General features: G+C 53.4%; 12 protein-coding genes. 9 read left to right on the top strand and 3 right to left on the bottom strand.

Annotated elements, in window-relative coordinates:
* Positions 1-190 precede the first annotated feature (190 nt).
* The 5 genes from RIC05_RS11990 (at position 191) to RIC05_RS11970 (ending at position 5,375) form a co-directional block, all read left to right on the top strand.
* Entirely contained in the window at positions 191-1,552 is a 1,362-nt protein-coding gene (locus tag RIC05_RS11990) for an ABC transporter substrate-binding protein (RefSeq protein WP_350041752.1), read from the top strand.
* Between the two features lie 118 nt (positions 1,553-1,670).
* A complete protein-coding gene (locus RIC05_RS11985; RefSeq protein WP_350041753.1) occupies positions 1,671-2,687 on the top strand; it encodes a branched-chain amino acid ABC transporter permease in 1,017 nt (338 codons plus the stop codon).
* A gap of 1 nt (position 2,688) precedes the next feature.
* Positions 2,689-3,858 carry a branched-chain amino acid ABC transporter permease gene (locus tag RIC05_RS11980; RefSeq protein ID WP_350041754.1) on the top strand — a complete coding sequence of 390 codons (1,170 nt, stop codon included), beginning with the start codon at positions 2,689-2,691 and terminating at the stop codon, positions 3,856-3,858.
* 3 nt (positions 3,859-3,861) lie between these two features.
* Positions 3,862-4,626: an ABC transporter ATP-binding protein gene (locus RIC05_RS11975; protein WP_350041755.1), complete on the top strand. Its 765-nt coding sequence runs from the start codon at positions 3,862-3,864 to the stop codon at positions 4,624-4,626.
* Positions 4,623-5,375 (top strand): ABC transporter ATP-binding protein, encoded by a 753-nt coding sequence (locus tag RIC05_RS11970; protein WP_350041756.1) that lies wholly within the window; start codon positions 4,623-4,625, stop codon positions 5,373-5,375. The genes RIC05_RS11975 and RIC05_RS11970 overlap by 4 nt, the downstream gene beginning before the upstream one ends.
* 132 nt (positions 5,376-5,507) lie before the next feature.
* Here the strand turns inward: RIC05_RS11970 and RIC05_RS11965 are convergent, their stop codons facing one another.
* A complete protein-coding gene (locus RIC05_RS11965; protein ID WP_350048656.1) occupies positions 5,508-5,975 on the bottom strand; it encodes an Lrp/AsnC family transcriptional regulator in 468 nt (155 codons plus the stop codon).
* A 154-nt stretch (positions 5,976-6,129) separates the two neighbouring features.
* Between RIC05_RS11965 and hppD the strand changes: the two genes are divergently transcribed.
* The 3 genes from hppD (at position 6,130) to RIC05_RS11950 (ending at position 9,764) form a co-directional block, all read left to right on the top strand.
* On the top strand, positions 6,130-7,242 hold the full coding sequence (hppD, locus tag RIC05_RS11960; protein ID WP_350048658.1) for a 4-hydroxyphenylpyruvate dioxygenase: 1,113 nt from the start codon (positions 6,130-6,132) through the stop codon (positions 7,240-7,242).
* 101 nt (positions 7,243-7,343) lie between these two features.
* Positions 7,344-8,714, top strand: coding sequence for a homogentisate 1,2-dioxygenase (gene hmgA, locus RIC05_RS11955; RefSeq protein ID WP_350048660.1), 1,371 nt, complete (start codon positions 7,344-7,346; stop codon positions 8,712-8,714).
* A gap of 15 nt (positions 8,715-8,729) precedes the next feature.
* Positions 8,730-9,764: a fumarylacetoacetate hydrolase family protein gene (locus tag RIC05_RS11950; protein WP_350048662.1), complete on the top strand. Its 1,035-nt coding sequence runs from the start codon at positions 8,730-8,732 to the stop codon at positions 9,762-9,764.
* A 10-nt stretch (positions 9,765-9,774) separates the two neighbouring features.
* Here RIC05_RS11950 and RIC05_RS11945 read toward each other — a convergent pair whose 3' ends face one another.
* A complete protein-coding gene (locus tag RIC05_RS11945) occupies positions 9,775-11,367 on the bottom strand; it encodes a gamma-glutamyltransferase family protein (protein WP_350048664.1) in 1,593 nt (530 codons plus the stop codon).
* A gap of 143 nt (positions 11,368-11,510) precedes the next feature.
* Between RIC05_RS11945 and RIC05_RS11940 the strand changes: the two genes are divergently transcribed.
* Positions 11,511-12,224, top strand: coding sequence for a GntR family transcriptional regulator (locus RIC05_RS11940; protein WP_350044148.1), 714 nt, complete (start codon positions 11,511-11,513; stop codon positions 12,222-12,224).
* A gap of 113 nt (positions 12,225-12,337) precedes the next feature.
* On the opposite strand, the gene RIC05_RS11935 is transcribed toward RIC05_RS11940, so the two are convergent.
* Positions 12,338-12,763 carry a nuclear transport factor 2 family protein gene (locus RIC05_RS11935; RefSeq protein ID WP_350044147.1) on the bottom strand — a complete coding sequence of 142 codons (426 nt, stop codon included), beginning with the start codon at positions 12,761-12,763 and terminating at the stop codon, positions 12,338-12,340.
* Positions 12,764-12,809: the final 46 nt, after the last annotated feature.

Raw genomic sequence — 12,809 nt, 5'->3', positions numbered from 1 at the left:
TTTTTGACAAAATTTACAAATTTTCAAGTCGCCTGTCTGTATATTTACAAAAAAACTGTTCTATATCAACTAGGTGTTGATTCATTTTCAAACGACACCCATTGTTTGATCAGGTCGTGAAAAAAACAAACCAGAAAATAGGCCTCAGAATTTTTCTGAAACAAATCCCAAGACATTGGGGAGGAAAACCATGTCGGAGACCAAGATTATTAAAGATGTATCCCGTCGTACGATCCTTAAAGGATCCGCGGCAACGACCGGTGCTGCGCTTATTGGCGGCACTTTTCCGATGCATTTCATCAAGAACGCACATGCTCAGACTTTCCCGGGCGATCCGGGCAGCTCTGGCAGCATCAAGCTTGGCTTTAACGTACCACAGACCGGCCCTTATGCCGATGAAGGTGCCGATGAGCTGCGCGCCTATCAGCTTGCTGTCAAACACCTGAATGGTGAAGGCGACGGCGGGATGATGAACACCATGAAGCCGCTTCAGCTTAAAGGCAACGGGATCCTCGGCAAGAAGGTCGAGTTCGTTACCGGTGATACCCAGACCAAATCCGATGCCGCACGTGCATCGGCAAAACGCATGATCGAAAAAGACAATGTCGCAATGATCACCGGTGGTTCGTCATCGGGTGTTGCGGTTGCTGTGCAGGGTCTTTGCCAGGAAATGGGCGTGATCTTCATGGCCGGTCTTACCCACTCCAACGACACCACGGGTAAAGACAAAAAGCGTTATGGTTTCCGCCATTTCTTCAACGCTTACATGTCCGGTCAGGCAATTGCGCCGGTTCTTCTGGATGAATATGGTGCGGAACGTCGCGCGTATCACCTGACGGCTGATTACACCTGGGGCTGGACCCAGGAAGAATCGATCAAAGCTGCAACCGAGAATATCGGTTGGGAAACTGTGAATACCGTCCGTACCCCGGTTGGTGCTGGTGACTTCTCGCAGTATATCACACCGGTTCTGAACTCTGGCGCAGATGTCCTGATCCTGAACCACTATGGTAAGGACATGGTCAACTCGCTGACACAGGCTGTTCAGTTTGGTCTGCGTGACAAACAGGTTAACGGCAAAAACTTCGAAATCGTTGTTCCGCTGTATTCCCGCTTGATGGCACAGGGTGCTGGCGATGCTGCAAAAGGCATCCTGGGTACCACCAACTGGCACTGGTCGCTGCAGGATGCAGGGTCGCAGGCCTTTGTTAAATCCTTTGGTCAGGAATACGGCTTCCCGCCGTCCCAGGCTGCGCATACTTGCTATGTACAGACGCTGCTTTATGCAAACGCCTGCGAAATGGCTGGTACGTTTGCACCTTGGGAAGTCATCAAACAGCTCGAAGGTTTCGAGTTCGATGGCGCCGGCAATGGCCCGACCCTGTACCGTGCAGAAGATCACCAGTGCTTCAAAGACGTTCTGGTTGTGCGCGGTAAACAAGAGCCTTCTTCCAACTTTGACCTTCTTGAAGTTGTTAAAGAAGTGCCGCGTGCACAGGTTGAGTACCCTGCCGACATGTTCGGTGGTGAACTGGGCCCGTACAAAGTCTGATACGGCTAAATTGATGCAAGCAGGGCCGACCATTTCCCAGTGGTCGGCCCATTTGCCCCGCACTCTTGTCCCAACGGTCTTTTCATTAAGCCCATTACGAATACGCGGCGGATAACTGATGGACTCTATATTTCTTCAAATTCTCAACGGTCTGGACAAGGGCGGCGCTTACGCGCTGATTGCTCTTGGTCTGACCTTGGTGTTCGGCACACTTGGTGTGGTGAACTTTGCCCACGGCGCCATCTTCATGATCGGCGCCTTTTGTGCGGTGAGCTTGGAAAAGCTCCTGACCTTGTCCGTTAAGGTCAAGGACGAATCCGTGACATTCTTTGATGCCTATAAGGAAACGCCATATCTGGAAGTCTGGTTTGGCGAAACCGGGACAGCCATCATTGATTGGTCCGTGCCGCTCTCGATCATTCTTGCGATACCCGTGATGCTGGCAATCGGCATCGTGATGGAACGCAGCCTGATCCGGCATTTCTATAAACGCTCCCATGCAGAACAGATCCTTGTGACCTTTGGTCTGGCGATTGTTATTCAGGAATTGGTCAAGGCTGCCTTTGGCGCCAACCCGATTCCGCAAGGTGCACCCGATATCGTTTCCGGTTCTGCCGCAATCGGTGCCGTGTTCGGCCTGGGTGAAGCCGTTGTTTATCCTTGGTGGCGTCTGATTTATCTGGCGTTCTCATTGACAATTATTGGCCTTGTCTTCTCGTTCCTGCATTTCACGACCTACGGTATGGTGGTGCGTGCAGGCATGGCAGACCGTGAAACGGTCGAGCTTCTTGGCATCAATATTGAACGTCGCTTTACAATTGTGTTTGGTATGGCCGCGGTTGTCGCGGGCCTTGCAGGCGTGATGTACACCCCGGTACTTCCCCCGGATTATCATTTGGGAATGGACTTCCTTGTGCTGTCATTTGTTGTGGTGGTCGTTGGGGGTATGGGCTCTCTACCCGGTGCAGTTCTGGCAGGCTTCCTGCTGGGTATTCTGCAATCCTTCTCGTCCATGACCGAGGTGAAAGAAATCATCCCGGGCATTGACCAGATCATCATTTATCTTGTTGCCGTCGTTATTCTGCTGACCCGCCCGCGCGGTCTGATGGGTCGTCGGGGCGTGATGGAGAGCTAAAATGACAAACACAAAAATCGTCTCGCCAAAGCAGGATATCCTTTACATGGTCATTCTGTCGGTCGTGGTCCTGACCATGCCGATCTGGCTCCAGCCTTTCGGGGCGGCCTATCCTGACCTGATGCAGAAATTCATGATCTTTGGCATCTTTGCCATCGGCTATAACATTCTGTTTGGTTTGACCGGCTATCTTTCATTCGGTCACGCGGCCTTCCTGGGTGTGGGATCCTACACCGCGGTCTGGTCGTTCAAGTTACTTTCGATGAATGTCATCCCGGCGATGATTTTCGGAACGCTTCTTTCCGGTCTGTTTGCCTTGGCCATCGGGTATGTCTCGTTGCGTCGTTCGGGGATTTATTTCTCGATCCTGACGCTGGCCTTTGCACAGATGTCCTATAACCTTGCCTATTCGGTTCTGACCCCGATCACCAATGGTGAAACCGGTCTGCAGCTGACGCAGGGGGACCCGCGTGTTCTTGATCGCATGTCCGGGATTGAAGCAGACGCATCGCTTCCAACACCGAACCTGTTTGGTATCGAAGGCATCGGCTATTCCGGCTTCTATATCTGTGCGGCCCTTATGCTGGTCTCGTTCTTCATCTATCTGCGCATCTTCCGCTCCCCGTTCGGGCTCAAGCTGCGTGCGATTAAATCGAACCAGAGCCGCATGGGCTATACCGGCTACAATACACGGCCCTATCTGATGACGGCCTTTGTCATCTCGGGCATGTATGCCGGTCTTGCCGGGTCGCTTCTGGCGGTGACCGATCCGCTTGCAGGGGCTGAGCGCATGCAGTGGACAGCATCGGGTGAGATCGTTCTGATCACCATTCTTGGCGGTGTCGGAACCCTGATTGGTCCGCTTCTTGGGGCCGGGGTTATCAAGTATTTTGAAAATATCTTCTCGGCCTTTAACGAGACGGTTCTTCTCAATGCGTTTTCCTTCCTTCCCGATTGGCTCGCACATGGGGTCGCAACGATCCTTGGTCTGTTTGTTGGCGAAGGCTGGCATCTGACCCTTGGTCTGGTCTTCATGCTGATCGTGATCTTCCTGCCAGGTGGCATCATGGAAGGGATCAATCGCCTGTGGCGTCTCGTGTCCAACCGCGCGTCTTCAGCTTCTTCGGCTGAGGGCAAAGAAAAAGAACAACACTCGGCGGGGGAGGTCTGATCGATGTCCGAATACATTCTTGATGTCACTGATGTGGATAAGAATTTTGGCGGCTTGCGTGCGCTATCTGACATTAACCTTCGGGTTAAGGAAGGCACGGTTCATGCGATTATCGGCCCGAACGGTGCCGGTAAATCCACGTTGCTCAATGTCATTGTCGGGCGTCTTGCGCCCAACCGTGGCCGGGTATTGCTGGGTGATGAAGTTCTGACGGGCAAGCAGCCCCACGAAATTAATCAGCTTGGCGTGGCGCGTGTTTTCCAGACGCCGGAAATCTTTCCGGAACTCTCGCTTTTGCAAAACGTGATGGTTCCGGCACTTGCCAAACGTGATGGCGAGTTCAAGCTAAGCTTCCTCAAAAGCCTGTTTGCCGAAAAAGAAATCATCGAACAGGCCGAGCATCTTCTTGAAGATGTTGGATTGATTGCGCAGAAGGACAATATTGCCAGTGCAATGTCGCGCGGTGACAAACGCCGTTTGGAACTTGCGATGTGCTTGGGGCAACACCCTAAATTGTTTCTTCTTGATGAGCCGACAGCCGGTATGTCGCGTCATGACACCAACCGCACGATTGAGCTGCTTCAGCGGATCAAGGAACGCGGCATGACCAAAGTCATCATTGAACATGACATGCATGTTGTGTTCAGTCTGGCGGATCGCATCAGTGTTCTGGCTCAGGGGGCCATCATTTGTGAAGGCACCCCGGAAGAAGTACGCAATGACCCACGCGTTAAAGAAGCCTATCTCGGAGGGGAAGCAGTAGCATGACCTCACTGCCAAAACAGGAACCTGTCCGCAATCAGGGCGGTGATCCGGCCTTTTTCTCGGTCCATGATATTCATGCCTATTACGGCGAAAGCTATATCGTTCAGGGTGTCTCCTTTGACATTCGCGAAGGCGAAATTCTGGCGTTGCTGGGCCGTAACGGTGCAGGGAAAACATCGACGTTGCGGGCTTTGGCCCGCATGTCGAACCCGGAACTTAAACATGGTGAAATCTGGCTTGATCATCAGCCATTGCACACCATGAAAGCCTGGCAGGCTGCCCGTCTCGGGGTGCAGCTTGTGCCAGAAGATCGTCGCATCATTCCGGGCATGACCGTTCAGCAAAATCTTGAACTTGCCCAGATTGCCGAACCGGTTGGCTGGTCCGTTGAACGCATCTACGAGCTTTTCCCGCGCCTTGGCGAACGGGCAGAGCAAGAAGGCACCACCCTTTCAGGTGGCGAACAACAGATGCTGGCAATCGGCCGTGCCTTGGCACGTGACATCAAGCTTTTGCTGCTTGATGAACCGTATGAAGGCTTGGCGCCGGTGATTGTTCAGGAAATCGAAAAGACGCTTCAAAACGTCAAGAAACTTGGCATCACCACGATCATCGTCGAGCAGAATGCCATCGCGGCACTCAAGCTTGCAGATCGGGCAATCATTATGGATAGCGGCGAAATCGTCTTTGACGGCACAGCACAAGCTGTTCTTGATGATGCCGAGCTTCGCGACCAATACCTGGCTATCTAGGTCCACTGTAGTGGGGGGAGTCTTCGAAGCTTCGTGGTAAGGGGAGTTTCGGGACAGGGAAGACCGTGCCTTTGGGCGCGGTCTTTGCCGTTTTATGGCCCAAAATTGATCGATTGATCGATGCGACCTTGATCAATCCGGGTTAACCGCCAGACCTTCAAAATCCTTCAACACGTTCAGAACAATTGACGTTTTGACATGCTGCACAGAATCATGCGGCAAAAGCACCTCATTGACGAAATGCGACAGGGCCGCCAGATCCTTGGTGGCGACTTTAAGGTGATAGTCCATCTCCCCGGTCAGGGAAAAGGCTTCGAGCACTTCGGGCAAGTCGGCCAGCAAACGGGCAAACCGTTTGGCATTGTCGCGGTTATGGGTGGCAAGGGTCACCGAAATCACCACCAGCAATCCCAACCCCATTTTCTGACGGTCAATATCGGCACGATAGCCGCGAATGACCTTGTCCTCTTCAAGTCGCGCGCGTCGGCGTGAACATTGCGATGCTGAAAGGCCAATGCGTTCTGACAAATCATTATTGGTCAGACGCCCGTCCTTTTGCAGTTCTGCAAGCAGTTTAAGGTCCAGTCGATCAAGTTGCATGTTTCACGTGCCATTATGAGTAATCATGCATGATGTGTGCATTTTATTGGAAAAATCAACCATGAATGCACGCACGTTGCAGGCGGTTTGGCGCACGATTGGAACATAACAAAAGTTCGAAGAATTCGAATGTTTCAATCATAGGAGACTTCCGATGGGACCGTTCCCGCATGACGCCCCTCGCGCCACCATTTCTGATGAAAACCCCGCCGGGACCGACGGTTTCGAGTTTGTTGAATTTGCCCATGAAGACGCCGACAAACTTGAAACCCTGTTTACCCGCATGGGCTACACCCCGGTTGCCAGACACAAAACCAAAAACATCACGGTTTGGCGTCAGGGCGACATCAACTATATCCTCAATGCCGAACCCGACAGTCATGCGATGAAATTTGTCGGGATGCATGGTCCGTGTGCGCCGTCAATGGCATGGCGGGTGGTTGATGCCAAACATGCCTTTGATCATGCGATTGCCAAGGGGGCGGAACCCTATACCGGCAATGATAAAACATTGGATGTTCCGGCCATTGTCGGCATCGGTGGGTCGCTTTTGTATTTCATCGATACATATGGCGATACCGGTTCGGCCTATGACGCAGAATTCGACTGGATCGGGGAACGTGATCCGAAACCCGAAGGTGTCGGGTTCTATTATCTCGATCATCTGACCCATAACGTTTATCGCGGCAATATGGATAAATGGTGGGACTTTTATCGCGATCTGTTTGGCTTCAAGCAAATCCACTTCTTTGACATTGCCGGTAAAATCACCGGCTTGGTCAGCCGCGCGATCACCTCACCTTGCGGGAAAATCCGAATCCCGCTCAATGAATCGACCGATGATAAAAGCCAGATCGAAGAATATCTGCGCAAATACAAAGGCGAAGGCATTCAGCATATCGCGGTGGGATCAGATGGTATTTACGATGCCACCGACAAGCTTGCCGCGAATGACTTGAAATTCATGCCCGGCCCGCCGGAAACCTATTACGAAAAATCCCATGACCGCGTCCATGGCCATGACGAGCCGATTGAACGGATGAAAAAACATGGCATCCTGATTGACGGCGAAGGGGTGATTGATGGCGGCATGACCAAAATCCTGCTGCAAATCTTCTCGAAAACCGTGATCGGGCCGATCTTCTTTGAGTTCATTCAGCGCAAAGGCGACGAAGGTTTTGGCGAAGGCAACTTCCGCGCCCTGTTTGAAAGCATCGAAGAAGACCAGATCCGCCGCGGTGTTTTGAAAGTCGATGCTGCGGAATAGCATCAACACCCCCATATCCTAATCAGGACCCGTTTTGATCAATATAATGGGTCCTGACGGTTTGTTGTTTTTGCACTTGGCTGCCATTGGGAAATTCCGCCATGCTTGATAAACCAACCCGCGATCAGGCGACGGCTGCATCTGATCAAACGGATCTGCGCTATATGTCTGGTTTCGGCAATGATTTTGAAACCGAAAGCCTTGCCTGTGCCTTGCCGCAAGGGCAAAACAGCCCGCAAAAATGCGCCTATGGCCTGTATGCCGAACAGCTTTCCGGGTCGCCCTTTACCGCACCACGTGGCACCAATGAACGGTCCTGGCTGTATCGCATTCGCCCCAGTGTGCGTCATAACGGCCGGTTTGCCGCCCTTGATCGACCGCACTGGAAAACCGCACCCTGTTTGAATGATCACAGCTTGGCCCTTGGCCAATTGCGCTGGGATCCGGTGCCGATGCCAAAAGACGCGGTCGATTTCGTTGCCGGTATGCGCACCATCACGACCGCAGGCGATGCGCTGTCCCAGACCGGGATGGCAAGCCATGTCTATGTCTGTAATGCCGATATGGTCGATGACTATTTCTTCAATGCGGACGGCGAACTTCTGATCGTGCCCGAAACTGGCACGCTTCGTGTCTTTACCGAACTTGGCATGATGGATGTGGCCCCGCTTGAAATCGCCCTGATCCCGCGTGGCATGATGTTTAAGATCAGCATCCTTCAAGCTGGCCCGGAAGGCGGCGCACGCGGTTATGTTTGCGAAAACTATGGTGCGAAATTTACTTTGCCGGACCGGGGACCAATTGGCGCGAACTGCCTTGCCAATCCGCGTGATTTCAAAACACCTGTGGCGGCCTATGAGGATAAAGAAACCCCCTGTCGGGTTCTGGTGAAATGGTGTGGTCAGTTCCACGTGACCGACATTGGCCATTCACCGCTTGACGTGGTGGCCTGGCACGGCAATTACACGCCGTTCAAATATGACCTTCGGACCTTTTCACCCGTCGGCGCCATTGCGTTTGATCACCCGGATCCGTCGATCTTTACCGTTCTGACCGCGCCCTCGGACGAGGCCGGAACCGCTAATGTCGATTTCGTGATTTTCCCGCCGCGCTGGATGGTGGCCGAACATACCTTCCGCCCGCCTTGGTATCACCGCAACATCATGTCCGAATTCATGGGGCTGATTTGCGGGCACTATGATGCCAAGGAAAAGGGATTTGTTCCGGGCGGGATGAGTTTGCACAACATGATGCTGGCCCATGGTCCGGATGCATTTGGCTTTGAAAAGGCATCGAATGCCGACCTGGGTCCGCAGAAGCTTGAAGGAACCATGGCCTTCATGTTTGAAACCCGATATCCGCAGCAACTGACCAAATTCGCTGCCGAACTTGAAACGCTTCAGGACGACTATCTTGAGTGTTGGTCGGGGTTGGAACGCAAATTCGATGGCACGCCGGAAGGCCGTAAATAAAGGCGGAAGAACAAGATGAAACTGGCGACGCTTAAAAACGGCACCCGCGACGGGAAACTGGTTCTGGTCACCCGTGATCTGGCATTTTATGTCGATGCCAGCGCGATTGCGCCAACCTTGCAAGCCGCCCTTGATAACTGGGCGGTCTTTGCCCCGCGATTGCAGGAACTGGCCGACGAGATTGATGCCGGATCAACCATCGCCAAACGGATCAAACTTGATACACAACACCTTCATGCGCCCCTGCCGCGTGCCTATCAGTGGGCGGATGGATCGGCCTATGTCAATCACGTCGAATTGGTCCGCAAGGCCCGCGGGGCCGAAATGCCGCAAAGCTTCTGGACCGATCCCCTGATGTATCAGGGCGGGTCTGACAGCTTTCTGGGCCCGCGTGATGATATCGTTATGGCTGATCCCGCCTGGGGCATTGATATGGAAGGCGAGATTGCCGTCATCACCGATGATGTGCCGATGGGCGCCAGCCTTGATCAGGCACGCGGTGCCATTCGGTTGGTCATGCTGGTCAATGATGTGTCACTGCGCGGTTTGATCCCCGGTGAGCTGGCCAAGGGATTTGGCTTTTTCCAGTCCAAACCATCTTCGGCCTTCTCCCCCGTGGCCGTGACCCCGGATGAATTGGGTCCTGCGTGGGATGGTGGCAAACTTCATTTGCCCCTGCATGTCGATCTGAATGGCAAACCGTTTGGCCGGGCCAATGCCGGGATTGATATGACGTTCGATTTTGCCCAACTGATTGCCCATGCCGCGCGGACTCGTCCACTTGTCGCCGGAACAATCATTGGGTCAGGCACAGTTTCAAACAAACTAGATGGCAAACCGGGAAAACCGGTTGCCAAAGGTGGTGCTGGGTATTCCTGTATTGCCGAAATCCGCATGATCGAAACCATTGAAAACGGCACCGCAAAAACACCGTTCCTGCAATTTGGCGATCAGGTCAGGATCGAGATGTTTGGTGCAGACGGCGCATCGATCTTTGGCGCGATTGACCAGACCGTCCGCCCGTATTCACCAACGAGCGATGTCGATTAATGCTGGTTGATCAAACGCCAATCGCCATCCCGTCACTGCGCGGATCATGTGCGCCGTCAACGAACCCATCGTCATCAATACGAATGATCCCGGCCTGACCGGCAAGGGCGTTTTGGGCTTCGATGGCGCGTAAGATATGCCCACGCGCGGCCAGTGTATCAAACACATCATCACCCGCATCGACTTCAAGTTTCAGGCTGTCATTGGCATCGGAAAATGTCTTGCCCAGCAAGAAGCGTGGCTTGGCCAATGCCTCACGCGGTGACAATCCAAAATCAAGCAACCGGGTCAGCAGCATCGCCAAGGTTTGTGGCTGTCCATCGGCACCTTGAGTACCATACAGCAAATGCGGCTTACCGTTCTTAAGCGCGATGCCCGGGTTCAATGTATAGAACGGTCGCTTGCCGGGTTTGATGGCATTGGGGTGGTTTTCCTTGGTGCTAAAGGCTGCCCCACGATTTTGCCAGACAATGCCGGTATCCCCGGCAACAACCCCGCTGCCCCAGTCAAAATACGTACTTTGCAGGACACTGGCGCAATTGCCTTGCGCGTCCTTCGCCGCCAGAAAGACGGTATCGCCGTGGCGGAATGGATGGGGCCAATCCATTGCTTTGTCCTGGGATATGTCGGCTGCGGCAGAAGAAAGGCTTTCAGTGCCAAGCATTGCCGCGAAGTCATCCAAGGTAAAATCAGGATCGGCAATCTGATCGCGCTTTAAGAAGGCGCGTTTAATTGCTTCGACCACCAGATGGTAATGATCTGCGGTGCCTTCGGCCCAGTTTTTGGTACCGAGTTCACGCAAAACCCCCATGGTCATCAAGGTTGCCAATCCTTGGGTCGGGGCAGGCGGGGCAAACAATGTGACGTCGCCATAGTCAAGTGACACGGCATCCACTGTTCTTGTGCGGGTTTTGGCAAGGTCGGCCTTGGTAATCGGCGATCCGAGCTTGGACAGGCCATCCACAATCCGGTCCGCCAGGCTGCCTTCGTAAAAGTCCCGCGCGCCATGTTGCGCGATGCGTTTCAGGCTATCGGCCAATTGCGGTTGGTAAAAATGCTGACCCGCGACCGGCATTTTGCCATTGGGGGCAAAGATATTGGTGAAGCCCGGCCAAGTGCCAATTTCCTCTTTGCGGAAATCAAGCCAGAAACATTGCGACGCACTGATCGGAAAGCCGTTCTCAGCAAGATCAATCGCAGGCGCAATCAGATCAGACAGGTTTTGTTTCCCGCCCCAGTTCCGCGCGGAATGATCAAGCGCATGTTGCCATGAATCAACCGTGCAGGCCGTGGTCAGGGTCGAGCCAACCCCGCGCACCGGGATCGGTTTGTTTGGCGTGATGCTATCACCCGCATTCTCGACTGCCTGACCGATGCCCATGAACGATTGTACTTTGCCCGATGCGTCCGAGACCATCCAGACCGCATCACCGCCAATGCCGCAGAAATGCGGGTATGTTACCGCTAACATCGCCGCAGTTGCGACAACCGCCTCAATCGCAGTGCCGCCATTTTTCAGGACATCCGCCCCGGCTTGGCTGGCTTCTGTGCTCGGGCTGGTGACCATGGCGCGGGGTAATGATGATGGTGTGCGATTGGTCATTGCGGGTTCTTCTTTCTGCGATGGGCGGTTGGCTGGACGGATTGATCGGGCATGGATGTGATCGGGTGTGGCGCAATTGTATGCAATCAACTATACAAACTGAATCGGTTAATTGTATGCAGCATGAAACGTGACGGATAGGCATGAAGGCATCTGACAAGGTTAAGCATCGCACGGACATGATCAGTTCGGCCTTGCGGTCGGCGATTCTCGAACGTGTGTTGATGCCCGGGATGAAATTGCCCGAAGATTCCCTTGGCGAACGTTTCGGGGTGAGCCGGACTCTTATTCGTCAATCGCTTGAACGTCTTGCTGCCGAAGGTCTGATCGAACTTCGCCGCAACAAGGGGGCGATGGTTGCCAAGCCCAGTCTGGAAGAAGCCCGCGATCTGTTTGAATTGCGCACCCAGATCGAAGACCTTGTGATCAGCCGGGTGATCAAGAACATGAACCCGGCGGTTCTGGCCGAACTTGAAGGCCATCTTGCCAAGGAAGTCGAAGCCGAACATGCCTCCGAGCCAAAATCGATCCGGCTTGCGACCGAATTCCATATTTTGCTGGCCAAGCTTGCCGGAAGCCCGGTTTTGCTGCGCTATGTCGAAGAAATCGGCTATCGCTGTGGCTTGACGCTGTCGCTCTATGCCAGACCACACTCGACCGATTGCGGTATTCAGGAACATCGCCAGATTATCGAAGCACTGGCGACCGGGGATGAAGATACGGCGCGCCAATTGATGCGCCATCATCTGACCGCCGTTGCCGACAGGGCATTGTTCACCACCGACGAAGGTGGGCCGCTTTTGTATCTGGACGCGCTTGAACCCTATGCCAAAAAAGTGCGCGACGGCGGGGCATAAAGCAACAGTGCCGCCGCGCACATAACCGCCTGTCCGCAAGAGCAGGCGATTTGGTGTCTGGTGCATTAAATGACCAAAAAGGTTTGATGCAGCGTCATTCATATCGGGCGGAATTATGCCTTGATACCTTTGCGCACCAAGATGCGTTCGGCACTTTCATTCCAGACATCCATTTTGACGATTTTGCCGTTTTTGATCACAAACCGATCAACATAGCGGTTGCCCTCAAACGGGGTGCCATCCGGCCATTCGCCATAAAGCCATCCTGTGCTGTAAACCACGGTCTGGCCATCGGTATTGGCAACGTCAAACTGACCAAACTTCTTTTTCACCCATTTATAACGTGCCGCGTTAAAGGCGGTCGTGCCCGACGGGTGGTCGTATTTCTGACCATCGGTAAAGGTGATCACGACATCATCAGACATGAAAGTCGCGGCCAGTTCCGGGTCAGGCTTCATCGACGCATCAAGAAAATTGCGCACGGTCTGGGCTTCTGGCGGCAGCGTATCAAGCACATTTACCGCGGTCTGCTCGGTCATTTGGAAATCCTCATTTACTGCATTTGATCTGTCGCCAGCATAATAC

The organism is Thalassospira sp. (genome assembly GCF_040218635.1).
Taxonomy (GTDB): Bacteria; Pseudomonadota; Alphaproteobacteria; order Rhodospirillales; family Thalassospiraceae; genus Thalassospira.
The sequence above is the reverse complement of the archived record's forward strand: the minus strand, read 5'-3'. Positions and strand labels throughout refer to the sequence as shown.

Excerpts from the sequence above, each read along its gene's own strand:
- RIC05_RS11985 (WP_350041753.1), top strand. The coding sequence starts at position 1,671 with ATGGACTCTATATTTCTTCAAATTCTCAACGGTCTGGACAAGGGCGGC.
- RIC05_RS11940 (WP_350044148.1), top strand. The coding sequence starts at position 11,511 with ATGAAGGCATCTGACAAGGTTAAGCATCGCACGGACATGATCAGTTCG.
- RIC05_RS11990 (WP_350041752.1), top strand. The coding sequence starts at position 191 with ATGTCGGAGACCAAGATTATTAAAGATGTATCCCGTCGTACGATCCTT.
- RIC05_RS11950 (WP_350048662.1), top strand. The coding sequence starts at position 8,730 with ATGAAACTGGCGACGCTTAAAAACGGCACCCGCGACGGGAAACTGGTT.
- RIC05_RS11945 (WP_350048664.1), bottom strand. The coding sequence starts at position 11,367 with ATGACCAATCGCACACCATCATCATTACCCCGCGCCATGGTCACCAGC.
- RIC05_RS11935 (WP_350044147.1), bottom strand. The coding sequence starts at position 12,763 with ATGACCGAGCAGACCGCGGTAAATGTGCTTGATACGCTGCCGCCAGAA.
- hmgA (WP_350048660.1), top strand. The coding sequence starts at position 7,344 with ATGCTTGATAAACCAACCCGCGATCAGGCGACGGCTGCATCTGATCAA.
- RIC05_RS11980 (WP_350041754.1), top strand. The coding sequence starts at position 2,689 with ATGACAAACACAAAAATCGTCTCGCCAAAGCAGGATATCCTTTACATG.
- RIC05_RS11975 (WP_350041755.1), top strand. The coding sequence starts at position 3,862 with ATGTCCGAATACATTCTTGATGTCACTGATGTGGATAAGAATTTTGGC.
- hppD (WP_350048658.1), top strand. The coding sequence starts at position 6,130 with ATGGGACCGTTCCCGCATGACGCCCCTCGCGCCACCATTTCTGATGAA.
- RIC05_RS11965 (WP_350048656.1), bottom strand. The coding sequence starts at position 5,975 with ATGCAACTTGATCGACTGGACCTTAAACTGCTTGCAGAACTGCAAAAG.
- RIC05_RS11970 (WP_350041756.1), top strand. The coding sequence starts at position 4,623 with ATGACCTCACTGCCAAAACAGGAACCTGTCCGCAATCAGGGCGGTGAT.